At 70.9% G+C, this 13,062-nt stretch carries 18 protein-coding genes; 9 read left to right on the forward strand and 9 right to left on the reverse strand.

The annotated features are described in order from the left end of the window. Nucleotides 1-82: 82 nt before the first annotated feature. The 3 genes from ACH4SP_RS00655 to ACH4SP_RS00665 all read right to left on the reverse strand — a co-directional run bounded on the left by ACH4SP_RS00655 (nt 83) and on the right by ACH4SP_RS00665 (nt 1,967). Nucleotides 83-1,114: an SPFH domain-containing protein gene (locus tag ACH4SP_RS00655; RefSeq protein ID WP_398407989.1), complete on the reverse strand. Its 1,032-nt coding sequence runs from the start codon at nt 1,112-1,114 to the stop codon at nt 83-85. A gap of 37 nt (nt 1,115-1,151) precedes the next feature. Next, nucleotides 1,152-1,589, reverse strand: coding sequence for an NfeD family protein (locus ACH4SP_RS00660; protein WP_398407990.1), 438 nt, complete (start codon nt 1,587-1,589; stop codon nt 1,152-1,154). Nucleotides 1,590-1,703: 114 nt separating this feature from the next. Continuing rightward, on the reverse strand, nt 1,704-1,967 hold the full coding sequence (locus ACH4SP_RS00665; RefSeq protein WP_398407991.1) for a hypothetical protein: 264 nt from the start codon (nt 1,965-1,967) through the stop codon (nt 1,704-1,706). 143 nt (nt 1,968-2,110) lie between these two features. Here ACH4SP_RS00665 and ACH4SP_RS00670 point away from each other — a divergent pair, with 143 nt between their 5' ends. Next, a complete protein-coding gene (locus ACH4SP_RS00670; RefSeq protein WP_398407992.1) occupies nt 2,111-2,857 on the forward strand; it encodes a DUF1838 family protein in 747 nt (248 codons plus the stop codon). On the opposite strand, the gene ACH4SP_RS00675 is transcribed toward ACH4SP_RS00670, so the two are convergent. Then, nucleotides 2,858-3,601 carry an AraC family transcriptional regulator gene (locus ACH4SP_RS00675; RefSeq protein WP_398409452.1) on the reverse strand — a complete coding sequence of 248 codons (744 nt, stop codon included), beginning with the start codon at nt 3,599-3,601 and terminating at the stop codon, nt 2,858-2,860. It abuts the gene before it with no gap. A 216-nt stretch (nt 3,602-3,817) separates the two neighbouring features. On the opposite strand from ACH4SP_RS00675, the gene ACH4SP_RS00680 reads away from it, so the two are divergent. The 6 genes from ACH4SP_RS00680 to ACH4SP_RS00705 all read left to right on the forward strand — a co-directional run bounded on the left by ACH4SP_RS00680 (nt 3,818) and on the right by ACH4SP_RS00705 (nt 7,864). Then, on the forward strand, nt 3,818-4,987 hold the full coding sequence (locus ACH4SP_RS00680; RefSeq protein ID WP_398407993.1) for an MFS transporter: 1,170 nt from the start codon (nt 3,818-3,820) through the stop codon (nt 4,985-4,987). 156 nt (nt 4,988-5,143) lie between these two features. Further along, nucleotides 5,144-5,617 carry a hypothetical protein gene (locus tag ACH4SP_RS00685; protein WP_398407994.1) on the forward strand — a complete coding sequence of 158 codons (474 nt, stop codon included), beginning with the start codon at nt 5,144-5,146 and terminating at the stop codon, nt 5,615-5,617. 131 nt (nt 5,618-5,748) lie between these two features. Next, complete coding sequence (locus tag ACH4SP_RS00690) at nt 5,749-6,273, forward strand: helix-turn-helix domain-containing protein (protein ID WP_398407995.1); 525 nt, start codon at nt 5,749-5,751, stop codon at nt 6,271-6,273. Next, nucleotides 6,266-6,967 (forward strand): formylglycine-generating enzyme family protein, encoded by a 702-nt coding sequence (locus tag ACH4SP_RS00695; RefSeq protein ID WP_398407996.1) that lies wholly within the window; start codon nt 6,266-6,268, stop codon nt 6,965-6,967. The genes ACH4SP_RS00690 and ACH4SP_RS00695 overlap by 8 nt, the downstream gene beginning before the upstream one ends. 15 nt (nt 6,968-6,982) lie before the next feature. Further along, the gene (locus tag ACH4SP_RS00700) at nt 6,983-7,564 is read left to right on the forward strand and encodes a group III truncated hemoglobin (protein WP_398407997.1); all 582 of its coding nucleotides are present in this window, start codon (nt 6,983-6,985) and stop codon (nt 7,562-7,564) included. A 69-nt stretch (nt 7,565-7,633) separates the two neighbouring features. Then, on the forward strand, nt 7,634-7,864 hold the full coding sequence (locus tag ACH4SP_RS00705; protein ID WP_398407998.1) for a hypothetical protein: 231 nt from the start codon (nt 7,634-7,636) through the stop codon (nt 7,862-7,864). A 53-nt stretch (nt 7,865-7,917) separates the two neighbouring features. Here the strand turns inward: ACH4SP_RS00705 and ACH4SP_RS00710 are convergent, their stop codons facing one another. Beyond that, complete coding sequence (locus ACH4SP_RS00710) at nt 7,918-8,556, reverse strand: NAD(P)-dependent oxidoreductase (protein WP_398407999.1); 639 nt, start codon at nt 8,554-8,556, stop codon at nt 7,918-7,920. Nucleotides 8,557-8,673: 117 nt separating this feature from the next. Beyond that, nucleotides 8,674-9,579 carry an EamA family transporter gene (locus ACH4SP_RS00715; protein ID WP_398408000.1) on the reverse strand — a complete coding sequence of 302 codons (906 nt, stop codon included), beginning with the start codon at nt 9,577-9,579 and terminating at the stop codon, nt 8,674-8,676. A gap of 70 nt (nt 9,580-9,649) precedes the next feature. Here ACH4SP_RS00715 and ACH4SP_RS00720 point away from each other — a divergent pair, with 70 nt between their 5' ends. Then, the gene (locus ACH4SP_RS00720; RefSeq protein ID WP_398408001.1) at nt 9,650-10,234 is read left to right on the forward strand and encodes a MarR family winged helix-turn-helix transcriptional regulator; all 585 of its coding nucleotides are present in this window, start codon (nt 9,650-9,652) and stop codon (nt 10,232-10,234) included. A gap of 23 nt (nt 10,235-10,257) precedes the next feature. Here the strand turns inward: ACH4SP_RS00720 and ACH4SP_RS00725 are convergent, their stop codons facing one another. Together ACH4SP_RS00725 and ACH4SP_RS00730 are read right to left on the reverse strand one after the other, a co-directional pair. Continuing rightward, nucleotides 10,258-11,037: a VOC family protein gene (locus ACH4SP_RS00725; RefSeq protein WP_398409453.1), complete on the reverse strand. Its 780-nt coding sequence runs from the start codon at nt 11,035-11,037 to the stop codon at nt 10,258-10,260. A gap of 114 nt (nt 11,038-11,151) precedes the next feature. Continuing rightward, nucleotides 11,152-11,694, reverse strand: a complete 543-nt coding sequence (locus tag ACH4SP_RS00730) for an HIT family protein (protein ID WP_398408002.1) — start codon at nt 11,692-11,694, stop codon at nt 11,152-11,154. 154 nt (nt 11,695-11,848) lie between these two features. On the opposite strand from ACH4SP_RS00730, the gene ACH4SP_RS00735 reads away from it, so the two are divergent. Next, nucleotides 11,849-12,319 (forward strand): SRPBCC family protein, encoded by a 471-nt coding sequence (locus ACH4SP_RS00735; protein WP_398408003.1) that lies wholly within the window; start codon nt 11,849-11,851, stop codon nt 12,317-12,319. A gap of 115 nt (nt 12,320-12,434) precedes the next feature. Here the strand turns inward: ACH4SP_RS00735 and ACH4SP_RS00740 are convergent, their stop codons facing one another. After that, entirely contained in the window at nt 12,435-12,908 is a 474-nt protein-coding gene (locus ACH4SP_RS00740; protein WP_398408004.1) for a carboxymuconolactone decarboxylase family protein, read from the reverse strand. Nucleotides 12,909-13,062 lie beyond the last annotated feature (154 nt).

The raw sequence follows: 13,062 nt of genomic DNA on the forward strand, positions 1-13,062 counted from the left end.
ACCTTGGTTCGGCACCTTGGTTCGGCACCTTGGTTTCGGCACCTTGGTTTCGGCACCTTGGTTCGGTGCTTCGGCCCGGCACTCAGTCTCCGGGCGGCTGTCCCCGGCCCAGCACCTGGGGTGCCCCTGCGGCTTCGGCCTCGGCCTTCGCGTCGCTCACCACGGCGGCGGCCTGCTCCGCGACCTCGGCTGCGGCCGTGGCGGCTGCTTCCGCCGGCGGTGCGGAGGGCGGCAGGCCCATCACCGACTGATCGCTGAACGCGCTGGTGACGGCGCGGACCGCCTCCGTCAGCTCCCCCGGGATCACCCAGAAGGTGTTGTTGTCGCTCTTCGCCAAGTGCGGGAGCGTCTCCAGGTACTTGTACGCCAGGATCTTGGGGTCGGCGTTGTTGCGGTGGACGGCCTGGAAGACCCGCTCCACCGCCTTCGCCTCGCCGTCCGCCCGCAGGATCATGGCCTGTTGCGTGCCCTGCGCCTCCAGGATGTCCTTCTGCTTCGTACCCTCCGCGGTGAGGATCTTGGCCTGCCGCTCGCCTTCGGCGTGCAGGATGGCCGCGCGCTTGTCGCGCTCGGCCCGCATCTGCTTCTCCATCGCCTCTTTGATGGTGTTCGGCGGGTCAATGGCCTTGATCTCGACGCGGTTGACCCGGATTCCCCACTTGCCGGTGGCGTCGTCGAGGACGCTGCGCAACCGTGCGTTGATCTCCTCGCGCGAGGTGAGCGTGCCTTCCAGGTCCATGCTGCCGATGACATTCCGCAGCGTCGTCACGGTGAGCTGATCGATCGCCTGCAGATAGTCGGCGACCTCGTAGGCCGCGGCCCGCGGGTCGGTGATCTGGTAGTAGAGCACGGTGTCGATGTTCACCACGAGGTTGTCCGCGGTGATCACCGGCTTGGGGTCCGACGAGTACACCTGCTCGCGCACGTCGAGTTTGGTGTTGATGCGGTCCGCCACCGGCAGGACGAGGTTCAGACCGGGCTGCAGCGTCCGGCGGTATCTGCCGAATCGCTCCACGTTGTAGCGGCGTGCCTGCGGGACGATCCGCACCGTGGAGGCCACGAGGAAGACCACGACGATCGCCGCCACGAGAATCGGAATGACCACCGGATCCATGATTCCTCGATTCCTCCGTCGGGATGCCTTCAGCCGTTCAGGGAAGGAGCTCTCGGGGGTAGACGACAGCCGTGGCGCCGTCGATCTCCATGACGTCCACCAGCGCACCCACGGGGATCACATGACCCTCGTCGAGGGCACGGGCTGACCACTCTTCGCCGAGGATCCTGACCAGGCCGCGGGTCGCGGTGACCTCCTGCGTCACCTCGGCCCGCTTGCCGATCAGCGCGTCGCTGCCGTCCCGCACGAGCGGCGCCTGCGCCATGTGCCGCAGCACGACGGGACGCACGACGAGGAGGCCTGCCGTCGCCGCCACTCCGAGCGCCACGAGCTGCCCGAGGAGGCCGAAGCCCATGCCGGCGACCACGGCGGCGACCAGTGCGGCGCCCGCCATCAGGCCGAAGACCAGGGTCAGGGTGAAGAACTCCGCGACACCGAGCGTCGTAGCGGCGAGCAGCCATACGAACCACGGCATCGGAATCAGCCTCCCTCAGGGGACTTGTCCTCCAAGCTACCCCCGCGCACCCGGACAGAACAGACTTGTCCGGCCGCACCGGCGTGCGCGGTCGACGTCGCGGGCAGTGGGGGCTCAGCCGCCCGAGTCCCGCCGGGTCCTGGTGGGTTCGGGGCCCGCCGCGTGTTCGGGGTCCGCCGCATCCTCGGGGTCCGCCACGCGCTCGGAGTCCGCCACGTGCTCGGGGCAGTCGGGGTTGCCGCAGGGGCCCGGACCCCATACCGGCACGTAGGCCCCCAGCGACTTGCGCCGTCCTCGGACGATCGTGTCCACGCTGTTCTTGCAGACCGGGCACAGCAACGAGCCTCGCGGCCCGGCCTCACGCTCCTTTTTGCCCATTCTTTAATAATAGTCGTTTGTTGCCGGATCGGCCCCGGGCGTGACGGGCCGGTCCGGGCCCGACCGGCCCTTTCCGGCCGCTTCCGGGACCGGCCCCCGCGTTTCCCGCCCGGCCGGGGCGGCGGTCGCGCAGAGTGTTGCGCATGACGACACCCGCAGAGCTGCTCCGTTCCTTCGCCCGCACCCGGGCCTCGCTCGACGGCGAGGAGGTCACGTACTGGTGGTCCGGAGACGTGTACTCCTGGGCTCCCGACGAGCCCTACCAGCGTCTCTTCGGCTTCGAAGGGCTCAATGTCTCCCGCCTCGTCGAGGACGTCGAGAACGGCCCGGACGCCTATCAACTCCTCACCAGGGAGGCCGCCTTCTACCTGGACCCCGGCACCCGGGAGATCCTGGAGACCTGGCAGGACCTCCCGGTGATCCACGTCTGGAACGACCCGGCGAACCAGAAGTGGCGCCCCTTCCCGATCCCGACGACCGACCTCGGCGGACAGGTCTGCTTCAGCCTGGAGATCCCGCTCGCCTACCCCTCGCCGCTGCCGGTGGCCGAGTACCCCGTCCACTCGGCGGGCGACACGTACAAGGCCCTGGAGCTCTTCCAGTTCTTCGCCGACCGCACGGACTTGGACGGCCCCGCACCCAGCGTCCCGGCGACCATGTCGTGGACCCGGATGTCGCCGTGGCTCCCGTGGATGGCCCGCGGCCAGCGGCCCGGCGGCCTCACCTATCACTGCCGGGGCCGCAAGCTCGGTTCGTACGCCGAGGTCCCCGAGCGCACCCGTGCCCACATCGCCGCCCACCACCCGGAGTTCGCCCGCGCCCCGGAGAAGTGGAGCGAGCCGAACGAGACGAGTTGGACGTACTTCCGCAAGCTCCACCCGCCTCGGTAGTCAGTCCGGTCCGCGCCGGTGGTACGCACCGGGCGTATAGCCGTACGCACGTCGGAAGACGTCGATGAACGCGCTCGCCGACGCCCAGCCGCAGCGGTGCGCCACGGCCGTGACCGGGGTGTCGTCGGCCAGCATCCGCAGCGCGTGGAAGAGGCGGAGCTGGGTGCGCCACTGCGGGAACGTCATGCCGAGTTCGCCGCGGAAGAGCCGGCTGAGGGTCCGCTCGCCGGTGTGGGTGCGGGCGCCGAGCTCGGCGAGGGTGCCGGGGTCCGCCGGGTCCGCGTGCAGGAGGTCGCAGACGGCGCGGAGCCGGGGGTCGGTGGGGGTGGGGAGGTGGACGGGGCGCTGGGGCGAGGCGCGGAGCTGGTCGAGGAGTACGGCGCGCAGCCGCAGGACTTCGGGGGTGGGCTGCCGACCGTGCCGGGGCGTGCGCGTGTACTCCAGGATCAGTTCGCGCAGCAGGGGGCTGACGGTCAGGACGGTGGGGGCGGTCAGGCCGAGGGGGTTCTCGTCCACGGGCAGGCCGAGGGTGTGCATGTCGAGGTGGCCGTGGGCGCGGTGCGAGTGGACCGTGCCGGCCGGTACCCACAGGGCTCGGGTGCCGGGTGCGAACCACGTACCGGCGTCGGTGGTGACGGCGAGGAAGCCGGATCCCGCGTAGACGATCTGGTGGTCGTCGTGCCGGTGCGGATCGACGCACTCCCCCGAGGCGAGGGGCCGGGTGTGGGTGGGGGCCACGGGCATGTGGTCGGCCTGTTCCACTCGGTGCTTCTCCTCACTGGCGGGTACTGGCGGTACTCGCGGTACTGGCGTCGGCTGGCGCCGGCGGGCACTGGCAGGCGCTGGCAGGCGCTGGCGGGTTTCCGGCATTGCTTGGCATTTTATCGGAAGCGCGACAGCAGGGGCACGGCAGAAGATCGAAAGGTGTCCACGAAAACTACTGACAGTCCGTCAACTCCCTTGCTGCACAAGCATTCTCGCGCTCCTCTCACCCTCCTCGCTCTCTCGCACGCCTGCGTCGACGTCTACCAGGGCGCCGTCGCCGCGCTCGTGCCGTTCTTCATCGCCGAGCACGCGTACGGCTACGCCGCCGCCTCCGGCGTCGTTCTCGCCGCTTCGCTGCTGTCGTCCGTGGCGCAGCCCCTGTTCGGCGCGCTGACCGACAAGTGGGCGCTGCCGTGGCTGCTCCCGACGAGCACCCTCGTCGGTGGTGCGGGTGTCGCGCTCAGCGGGGTCGGCGGCATCGGTGGTTCGTACCCGCTGACGCTCGCCGTGATCGCGCTCTCCGGGGTGGGGGTGGCGGCGTACCACCCGGAGTCCGCGCGGATCGCCCGGCTCGCGAGCCGGGGCAGTCACACCGCGATGGGCTGGTTCTCGCTCGGCGGCAACCTCGGCTTCGCGACCGCCCCGCTGCTGGTGTCCGCCGTCGTCGCCACGGGCGGGCTGCGCGCCTCGCCGCTGCTGGTGGTGCCGGCGCTGGCGGGGGCCGCGCTGTGCGTGGTGGCGATGCGTGCGCTCCGCACCCCGGCCGGTGACGGAACGCGCGAGTCGTCCGCGCCCGTCGGCGAGGACGACTGGCCCGCGTTCCTGAAGATGTCCGCGGCCGTGATCTGCCGGTCGGTGGTCTTCGTCGGGCTGAGCAGCTTCATCGCGCTGTACGCCCGTGAGCGCGTCGGCGGCGGTGCGGGTGGCAGTCAACTCGCGGGCACCGCCGCCCTGTTCACCCTCTACCTGGGCGGCGCGTTCGGCACCGTCGTCGGGGGCAGGCTGGCCACCCGGTACGGGCGGGTGAAGGTCGTGCGGTGGTCGTACGCGCTGACCGTGCCCGCGGTCGCCGGCACGGTCCTGGTCCCGGGCCCGGCACTGTACGTCTTCGTGGCGCTCACCTCGGCCGGGCTGTACGTCCCGTTCTCGCTGCACGTCACGCTCGGCCAGGACTATCTGCCGCGCCGGGTCGGCACGGCGAGCGGGGTCACGCTCGGCCTGACCGTGAGCGTCGGCGGCCTCGCGAGCCCGCTGATCGGGGCGGTGGCCGACACGGTGTCGCTCCAGGCCGCGTTGGCGCCGCTGATCGTGCTGCCCGGCGTGGGGTGGCTGCTGGTGCGGAAGCTGTACGAGCCGAAGGGGTAGGGCCTGACGCATCGGGCACCCGGGGCGACGGGCGCCCTGGTCGACGGCCGGTCCGTTACGGTCTGCCGACCCCACGGGCGGAGTTTCGCCAGCCCCACCAAGATTCATCACTGTGAGTGATGACACGAACACACTTTTCCTGCTTTTCTTGTTCGCATGAACACTCAGCGCAAGCTTCTTGCCCGTGCGGCCCTGGTCGCCACCCTCACCCTCGCCGCCCCTCTCGCCGCTGGGCCGGCCAGCGCCGCGCCCTCCCCCGGCGTCGCCGCCTCCGCCGACGGCCGGTGCGAGACCCGGACGCCCGCCCTTGAGGTCAACCACTTCTTCAAGACCTACCGCAAGGCCGTCCAAGGCACCGGCCCCCGCACCCCCGAAGAGGTCCGCAAGGCCCACCTCACCGCCGAGCTGGACGCCCAACTCACCGAGTGGGCCGAGCAGAACCACGCCGACCCGGTGCTGCGCGCGCAGAACGTCCCCAAGGACTGGAAGGTGCGCAACCACTCCACGACGGCCACCACCGCCACGGTGATCGTGACCCAGATCTGGGGCGGTAGCCCGGACACGGAGGTCTGGTACACGGTCCGCCGCTCCGACCTGAAGATCATCAACCTGACGGATCCGCCGGTATAGGCAAACACCCTCCAACCCATCTTGCGGTCTCATCACTCCCCATCCTTCCCTGTTCTTCGTTCCGATCAAGGCGCGATAGGGTGCCTTTCTGTACTTGAAGCAAGAAGAGGCGAGAAGCGGGGGGCCGCGTCGTGACGCAGCAGTTCTATTCGGTGGATCAGGTGGCGGGCCTGCTCGGTCTGCATGTCAAGACGGTCCGGGCGTACATCCGCGAGGGCCGGCTCAGGGCGACCCGGATCGGCAAGCAGTACCGGATCGCACGCGAGGATCTGGAGGCGTTCAGCGGCGGGCCCGTCTCGCCCGCCGCTCCCGTCTCCGCCCCTGCTCCCGTACACCGCGCACGGCACGTCGAGGTGTCCAGCATCGTGCAGATCGACTCGATCGGCCCCGACGAGGTGTCCCGGCTGAGCAATGCGCTCATGGCCACCGTCGGCGGCCGGCACGGCAGTCGGGGCGAGGGGCCGTACGAGGATCGGGTGCGGGTGGAGACCGTCCACGACGAGGAGCGGGCCTCCCTCAAGGTCATCGTGCTGGGCGGCCCGGCCGTCACCGCGGACCTGTTGAAGATCATCGACGCCCTCGCCTCGGGAGTGGCCGAAGCAGCCGGGGCAGTCGAAGGGGCCGAAGCGTCGGAAGGGACCCCCACCCATGTCTGACGGAGGACGAGGACAGCACCGCGCCCCGGACGCCACCGGGATGGTCCGACTGCCGCCCGGCCTCGTGACGTTGTCCGACCGGCGCACGCAGCGCAGCTGGCCGGTCGAGGTGGCTCCGTACCGGCTCGCCGCACACCCCGTCACCCAGGCCGAGTACGCACGGATCACCGGGGAGCGGCCCAGCAGTGCCCCGCCCCACGACCGGCGGCCCGTGGAGGGGATCTCGTGGTGGGACGCGGTCCGTTACTGCAATGCGCTGTCCTCGTTCGAGGGACTGCCGGCCGCGTACCGGATCGGTACCGACGGCGTCGAGAGCATCGAGTGGGACCGGTCCGCCGACGGGTACCGGCTGCCGACCGAGGCCGAGTGGGAGTACGCCTGCCGCGCCGGCTCGGACGGTCCTCGGTACGGACCGCTCGACGAGATCGCCTGGCACCGCGGCAACTCCGACGGGCTCCCGCACGAGGTCGGCGTCCTGCGGCCCAACTCCTGGGGCCTGCACGACACCCTCGGCAACGTCTGGGAGTGGTGCTGGGACATGTACGACGCCGAGGTCTACGGCACCTACCGGGTGCTGCGCGGCGGCGGCTGGTTCGACGAGCGGTGGAGCTGCCGGGCCTCGGTGCGGCGCCGCAGCCATCCCACCCTGCTCCTCGACGATGTGGGATTCCGCGTCGCCCGCGGTGCCCCGTAGGCGCACAGTGGAAGTGTGAACGACATCAGCAGCCGTGCCGACATCGACGTCCTCCTGCGCGGGTTCTACGCGTCGGCCTTCGAGGACCGGCTGATCGGCCCGTACTTCACGGAGATCGCCGGTGTCGACCTGGAGGCGCACCTGCCGCACATCGGTGACTTCTGGGAGAGCGCCCTGCTGCGCACCGGCTCGTACCGTCGCGATGCCCTCGCCCCGCACCAGCGTCTGCACCGGGCACGGCCGTTGAGCACCGAGCACTTCGGGCGCTGGCTCCAGCTGTGGCGGGCCGCCGTCGACGGGCTGTACGAGGGCCCGGTCGCCGAGCGCGCCAAGGCGCAGGGCGAGCGCGTGGCCCGGGTGATGCCGAGGCGGCTGGACGACGGCGGGGCCACGGCACCGGACGACGCGGGCGAGACCTTCGGCATCGGCTTCGTACCGCTGGCGGCCGTCGAGCTGCGCTCGCGGTCCGCACAGGGGCGGTCCGAACCCGAGCAGTCCGAACCGGGGCGGTCCGAACCTGGGCAGTCCGAACCGGCGCGGTCCGAACCTGGGCAGTCCGAGCAGGGGCGGTCCGAAGCCGGGCCGCCCGTGATCTAGCCCCACGTCCGTAGATCGGCTTCGAAAACCCTTTCCCACCAGGGCATTTCAAAGCTACGCTCAGCCGTCGTGACCACCGTAAAAGAGCACTTCAGCGTCTATCACTTCTCCCAGGCCAACCCCGAGGGCCCGGGCAGCGACAATGTACCGGCCCTCCTGCGCCGGGTCGCCGACAGCATCGACGATCTCGGAGCGGTCGAGGTCCAGGACGTGGTCGTGTTCTCGGAGTTCGCCGACGACGGCGAGCTCCAGTTCTCGGCGACGGTCTACTACCACCTCGCCGAGGACCCGGAGGACTGAGACGGGCCGGGGGACCGGGGGACCCGGCCCGTTCCGCCTCCACGGTGGCTTCCTCAGCGTCCGATCGTGAACCGGGTCCGGTGGTGCTTGGGGTGCTCCGCCTCGTCGAGCACGGCGATCGCGAAGTCCTCCATCGACACACCGGAGTTGCCGTCGGCATCGACGAGCAGTTCGTCGGTGCCGAGGCGGTACGTTCCGGTGCGCACGCCGGGTTCGAAGACGGCGGCCGGGCTCAGATAGGCCCAGTCGACGGCGGGGCCGGCGGCGCGGCACACCGCGAGCTGCTCGTCGCAGGCGAGGGCTATGGGGCGCCAGGAGGGCGGGAAGTCCGGTCCTTCGACGACGGTGAGGTCGCTGCCGGGAAGGCGGAGGCTGCCCGCGCCGCCGAGCAGGAGGAGCCGTACGCCGGTGCGGGAGAGGCCCGCGAGCAGGGCTCTGGCGGTGTCCGCGAGCTGCGCCTCCTGGCCGGGCACCGGGCGGGTCGCACTGATCAACAGGTCCTGTCCTGCGCTGAGTTCGGCCACGCTGTCGGGGTCGAGGGCATTGCCGGTACGGTGCCGTGCCGCGGGGTGCAGGGCGCCGAAGCGGGCCGGGTCGCGGGTGACCGCGGTGATGTCGTGGCCCCGGTCGACGGCCTCGGTGACGATACGGCTTCCGGCGGCACCGGTGGCTCCGAAGACGGTGATGCGCATGATGGCTCGTGACTCCTGTGCGAGTGGGGTGGGTCGGCGGGCGACGTGCGAGTGGGACGGGTGGGCGTCAGTTCGCTTGGGACGGGTGGGCGTCAGTTCGCTTGGGACGGGTGGGCGTCAGTTCGCTTGGGTGGGAGTGCGCACCTGCGATTCGGGCGCGAGGGGTACGGGCGCGAGGGGTGCGGCGGCCTTGCGGCGCGGGCGCAGTTGCGCGAGTGCGACCGCCGCCAGGGCGAGCAGCGCGCCCAGCAGTTGGAGCGCGGTGAGCTGCTGGCCGAGGACGATCCAGCCGAGGAGGGTGGCGACCAGGGGGCTGAGCAGGCCGAGGAAGGTGACCTCGGTCGGCGAGAGCGCCTTGATGCCGCGGAACCACAGGGCGTACGAGAGTGCGGCGCCGATCAGCGTCAGATAGCCGAACCCGATGAGGTTCTCACCGGTGAGGGAGGACGGCGGCGGGCCCTCCACGAACAGCGCGACGGGCACCAACAGCAGCCCGCCCGCGACGAGTTGCCATCCGGTGGTGGCGAGCAGCGGCGCCGGGGAGGTCCAGCGCTTGCTGAGGACGACGCCGGTCGCCATGACGACCGCACCGCCGAGCGCGGCGGCCACACCGACCGCGTCCAGCCGGGCGTCGGCGCGCAGGACGAGAAGGGCGACCCCGGTGATGCCGATCACCGCCGCGAGGAGCGTACGCAGCGCGAGGCGCTGGCCGAGCAGCGCCGCTGACAGGCCGGCCACCAGCAGGGGCTGTACGGAACCGACGGTGGCGGCGACTCCGCCCGGGAGCCGGTAGGCGGCGACGAAGAGGAGCGCGAGGAAGATACCTATGTTGAGCGCCCCGAGCACGAAGGACTTCCACCACCAACTCCCCTTCGGCAGGCGTCTGGTGAGGAGCAGGAGCAGGATGCCCGCCGGGAGCGCGCGCAGGACGGCGGCGAGCAACGGGCGGTCGGGGGGCAGGAGTTCGGTGGTGACGAGGTAGGTGGAGCCCCAGACGGCGGGGGCGGAGGCGGTGAGCAGCACAAGCCCTGTTCGATTCCTTAGCACTAAGACAACATATCTCACCGCTAAGAGATCGGCTAGGGTGAATCCCATGACGGATGCAGCAGCGGGCAGAAAAGCCAGCAGGGACGCAGGTGCGGACGCGGGTGCGGACGCGGCCGTGAGCGCGGCCACGGCCGCGGGCACGGATCACGTGGACCTCGTACTGGAGCAGTGGCACGGACAGCGCCCCGACCTGGACGTTTCACCGATGGCGGTGATCGGGCGGCTGAAGCGGCTGGCCCTGCTGATGGAACCGGCGATGAAGCGCACCTTCGCCTCGCACGGCCTGGACGCGGCATCCTTCGACGTCCTGGCGACCCTGCGCCGCAACGGCCCGGACCGCCATCTCACCCCCGCCGAGCTGATGCGCTCGGCCATGGTCACCTCAGGCGCGGTCACCCAGCGCCTGGACCGGCTCCAGGAGCGCGGCCTGATCACCCGCAGGCCGAGCCCCACCGACGGCCGGGTGGTCCAAGTCGCCCTGACAGAAGAGGGGTTGGCACTGATCGACGGGGCGCTGCCGGACCACCTGGCCACCGAGGTGGGACTGCTTTCGGCACTCTCCCCCGCCGAGCTGGCCCAGCTGGCGGATTCGCTGAAGGCATTGCTGCTGGGCCTGGGGGACGGCCGGTGACCACCCGCGCGGGCACCTGAAGGTCAGGCCATGCGCGGGGCGGGCTTGAGCACGGCGAACGGGGCGCCGAACGGATCGGCGAGCAGAGCCATCCGGCCGACCTCCGGGATGTCCGTGGCGGGGAAGACGACGGAGCCGCCGTTCTCCTGCACGGTGGCGACCAGTGCGTCGGCGTCGGAGACGCAGAAGTAGGCGGTCCAGCGCGTCTCCTCGCCCTCCTGGGCCGGGGCGATCCCGCCGAAGGAGGCGTCCTCCTGGTCGCCCTCGGCGGTGGAGAGCACGGTGTAGGGCATGCCGGGCATGTCCATCTGCTGCCCGCGCCAGCCGAACAGACCGCGGTAGAAGGACAGCGCGGCCGAGGAGTCGGGGGTGTGGAGCTCGGCCCAGAGCAGCGTGTTGTCCTCCGACGTCGCTTCCAGACCGGTGACCCGCGCGGGCTGCCAGACGGAGAAGTCGGCGCCCGCCGGGTCGGTGAGACATGCCATCCGGCCCGCGTCCATGACGTCGAAGGGCGCGACCCTGACCGTCCCGCCGGCCTGTTCCACGGCCTTGGCGGTGGCGTCCGCGTCCGGTGTCTTGAAGTAGAGGGTCCAGGCCGGGTCGGCCCCCTCCTCGGTGAGGGGCCCCACGGCGGCAACCGTACGGCCGTCCTTCTGGAAGAAGCCGTACCCGCCCGCATCGGGGCCCGCCGACTGGAAGTCCCAGCCGAAGACGGCGCCGTAGAACGAGGCCGACGCGGCGGTGTCGGGACTGCCGAGGTCGAGCCAGTTGGGCGCGCCGGTGACGAAGTCGGTGGTGAGCATCGCGATGCCCTGCCTTTCTCCGCTGTGCATGGCTGCTGGATGACTGCTGGGTGACTGCTGACCGATGACTACTGAATGTCCTCTTACGGATCGTATCGGCGATGCTACGGACATTCAGGTCGAATCGGTGAACCCAGAAGCCCCGGAGAATCCGGAGAGTGCGGAGAGTGCGGCACGCAGCCGCTCGCCCGTAGCGGCGGCCTCTTCGTCGGTGGAGGCAAGCACGCCGTTCTCGGTCATCAGCGCGTGGAACTGCTGCTGCCGGTACGGGGTGCCCGCAGGGAGCCCGGCGATGTGCCAGTGGAGGTGCGCGTTCCCCTGCTGGCTCCCGAGGGAGAGCAGGTAGGTACGCTCCGGCCGCAGCACCGCCTCCACCGCCAGGGCCACCTTGCGGACCACCGCCATGAGCCGCAGGTAGGCGGGCTCGTCCAGGTCCCGTACCGCGTGCTCGATGTGTGCCTTCGGGGCGACGAGCACCTTCCCCGGCACCGTCGGGTACCGGTCGAGGAAGGCGATGTGCTGGTCGTCCTCGTACACGGTGACGTGCGCGGCCCCCGGCGCACCCGCCACGAATGCGCACACGAAGCACGGGCCTGCGCGCACCCCGGCCTCGTACGCGGCCAGGTCGTGGGGCTGGTACCGCCGCTCCGGTGTCATGCCCCGAATGTAGGGGCGACCCGTGAGGGCAGGCAGGGGTGACGTGGGTCACGGGCGGGCGGTCTCACAGTTCAGGGACCTGTGTCGTCTACCGGGTGGATGCGGCGCTCGTGCCGCGCCGCAGCCGGACCGAAGAACCCGCAGAGGAGAAGCCGTGGAAACCCTGACCGTACGACGAGTCATCGCAGCGCCGATCGCCGAGGTCTTCGACTGGTGCGCCACGACCACCAACTACACCCGTTCCCCGTGGATCCTCCGGGCCCGGCTGGCACGGCCGGGTGCGGACGCACCGTACGGAGTGGGCGCCGTCCGCCTCCACACCTGGTCGATCGGCTGGTTCCGCGAGCGGATCACCGCCTACCGGGCGCCGTACAGCTTCGACTACACCGTGGAACGCAGCTTCCCGCCGGCCCGGCACGAGCTCGGCCGGATGACCTTCACCGAGGTCGACGGGGGCACCGAAGTCGTCTGGACGACCACCTTCCAGGTCAGCTTCCCCTTCTTCGGTGCGGCCCTGACCCGCGCGGTCGGCAGGCCCGTCGTCGGCCTCGCCTTCGGCAAGATCCTCGAAGCCGCCGACACGGCTCTCACCTCGGGCCGCTCCGGCAGCCGGCCAGGGGTCTGACCGGCGGCCGGGAGCACCCACGCCCGCCGCTGAGCGCTTCCGACGAGGCGCCCTCCCTGGGCGCCTCCCCGGGCGCGTCTCCCGTACGTCTCCCGTGCGTCTCCTGTGCGTCTCCTCAGTGCAGCTGGCCGGCCTGGTAGTCGCCGGCGGGCTGCTGGGTGATGACGTTCCCGCGGTTGAAGGCGTTGATGACGGCGATCTGGGTCACCAGGGCGGCGAGCTGATCCTCGTCGTAGTACTTGACGGCGTCGGCCCACGCCTCGTCCGTGACACCGCCGGCCGCGTCCGCGATGCGGGTGCCCTGCTCGGCCAGCTCCAGCGCGGCGCGCTCGGCGCCGGTGAAAACCTTGGCCTCGCGCCAGGCCGCGACCAGGTGGAGGCGCACCGCGGTCTCCCCTGCCGCGGCGGCGTCCTTGGTGTGCATGTCGATGCATCCGGCGCAGCCGTTGATCTGGCTGGCGCGGAGCATCACCAGTTCGCGCGTCGAGGCGGGCAACGTCGACTCCGCGAGCGCCTTGCCCGCCGCGACGAGGTGCTTCATGGCCTTGACCGCCACCGGACTTGCCATGACGTTCAGTCGAGCTTCCATGGTGAACTCCCGTGTCATTGCTGCTGGGTTGCTGGTTACGTCTCTAGGACGAGACAGCCCCCGCGCGCTGTGACACGGCCGGATGTGACCCGCGTCTCCCCCGGACCTCGAAGCTCCTCCCCCGGACCTCGAAGCTCCTCCCCCGGACCTCGAA

It is taken from the genome of Streptomyces sp. NPDC021093, from assembly GCF_044333135.1.
Classification (GTDB): Bacteria; Actinomycetota; Actinomycetes; order Streptomycetales; family Streptomycetaceae; genus Streptomyces.